Origin of the sequence: Streptomyces cahuitamycinicus (genome assembly GCF_002891435.1) — a bacterium.
GTDB lineage: Bacteria > Actinomycetota > Actinomycetes > Streptomycetales > Streptomycetaceae > Streptomyces > Streptomyces cahuitamycinicus.
On the sequence record NZ_POUC01000742.1, the window covers coordinates 1 to 2208 of the forward strand.

Below are 2208 nucleotides of genomic sequence, written 5' to 3' on the forward strand. Positions count from 1 at the left end.
CCCCACCGACCGGCCACGCCCCCCCGTACGCTCGTCAGCCGGTGCGGTGTACGGCTTCGACCTGCCCGCCGAAACGGTCGCGGGGTTGAAGGACCTGGCCCGCGAGCGCAACGCGACGTTGTTCATGGTGCTGACGGCCGCGGTGAAGGCGGTCTTCGCCCGCTGGTCCGGCCAGGAGGACATCGCGCTCGGCACGTCGTCCGCCGCCCGCGGGCACCGGGAGCTGGAGCAGCTGGTCGGCTTCCTCGTGAACACCGTCGTCCTGCGTACCCGGGTCGAGCAGGACATGACGTTCGCGGGGCTGCTGGGCCGTGTCCGGGACACCGTCCTCGACGCGTTCGCCCATGAGGACGTCCCGTTCGACAAGCTCGTCGAGACGCTTCAGCCCGAGCGTGATCCGAGCCGCACCGCGCTCGTGCAGGCCACGGTCGTCCTGCAGAACGCCCCGGTCGATTCCCTGGCCCTGCCCGGCACGACGGTCTCCCCGTACCCGCTGGAGCGCGACGCCTCCCTGTTCGACCTCACCTTCGAGTTCGAGGAACGGGACGGGCGGCTGCGCGGCCTGGTCGAGTACAGCACGGAACTCTTCGACGAGCGTACGGTCGCCCGGCTGGCCGGGCAGCTCGGCGTGCTCCTGGCCGGTGCGGTGGCCGACCCGGACCGGCCCGTGGCGGCGATGCCTCTGCTCACCGACGAGGAGCGCCGGCAGGTCGCCGTGGAGTGGAACGCCACGGAACTGCCGGTGGGCGACGGCCCTTTGATCCACGAGCGGGTGGCGGCGCAGGCCGCCCGCACCCCGGACGCGGTCGCCGTGATCGCCGAGGACGCCACGCTGACCCACCGGGAGCTGGACGAGCGGGCCAACCGGCTCGCCCACCACCTCGTGTCCCTCGGCGCCGGGCCCGGCTCCCTGGTGGGTCTCAGCCTGGAGCGCGGCTCCGCCATGGCGGTCGGGCTGCTCGGCATCCTGCGGGCGGGCGCCGCGTACGTGCCGCTCGACCCGGGCTTCCCGGCCGACCGCCTCGCGTACATGCTGGCGGACTCGGGGGCCCGGATCGTCGTCGGCCAGTCAGCGGTGCGCGACCGTCTGCCCGCCGGCGACGGCCTGCGGATCGTCGATGTGGACGCGGAGCGGGACACCATCGGGCAGCTGCCCGTCACCGCGCCGCGCACCGCCGTCACCGCCGGGGACCTGGCCTACGTCATCTACACCTCCGGATCGACCGGCGAGCCCAAGGGCGTGGCCGTCGAGCACGGCAATGTCCGGCACATCCTCACCGCCTGGGACGAGCGGTACGGACTGGAGGAGATGCAGCCGCGCTTCCTGTCGGTGTCCAGCCTCTCCGTCGACCTGTTCTTCGCCGACCTCATCCGTTCCGTCCCCTTCGGCGGGGCACTGATCATCGCGTCGAAGGACGTCACCACCGAACCGTCGGCGCTGCTCGACCTGATCGCCGAGACGGACGCCACCGGCCTGGAGATCGTCCCCTCGCTCCTCAACGCCGTGCTGCAGGAGGTCGAGCGGCGCGGTGGGGTGTTTCCGCCGCTGCGGCTGATCTCGGTCGGCTCGGAGGGGTGGCGGGTCGAGGACTGCCGTGCCCTGCTGCGCCGCATCCGTCACGACTGCGTCGTCGTCAACGCGTACGGCGGCACCGAGGCGACCGTCGACTCGACGGTCTTCGCCCCGGACGAGGAGAGCCTGCGCGGCCGCGTGTACGTGCCGATCGGCCGGCCGCTGCCCAATACCCGGGTCTACGTGCTCGACGCGCGCGGCAGTCTGGTCCCGCCGGGTGTGCCGGGCGAGATCTGGATCGGTGGCGCGGGTGTGGCGCGCGGTTACCACGGGCGTGCGGAGCTGACCGCCGAGCGGTTCGTCGACAGCCCCTTCGTGCCGGGCGACCGGCTGTACCACACCGGTGACCGGGCGCGCTGGCTGGCGTCGGGGGATCTGGAGTTCCTGGGCCGGGCCGACGACCAGGTCAAGATCCGGGGTTTCCGCATCGAGCTGGGCGAGGTGGAGAGCGCGCTGCTGACCCACCCGGACGTGCGTGACGCGGTGGTGCTGGCCTGGCAGGACGACAGCGGCCGGCGACGTCTCGTGGCGTACGTGGTGGCCGAGGGAGCCGACGCCGGCGCCCGGGTTTCCGAGCTGCGCTCGCATCTGTCGGGTTCCCTGCCCGACTACATGGTGCCCGCGCTCTACGTACC

At 72.6% G+C, this 2208-nt stretch carries 1 protein-coding gene; it reads left to right on the forward strand.

Annotated elements, in window-relative coordinates; translation table 11 throughout:
* On the forward strand, positions 1–2208 hold a 2208-nt coding region (locus C1J00_RS42330; RefSeq protein ID WP_146046394.1), incomplete at both ends, for a non-ribosomal peptide synthetase.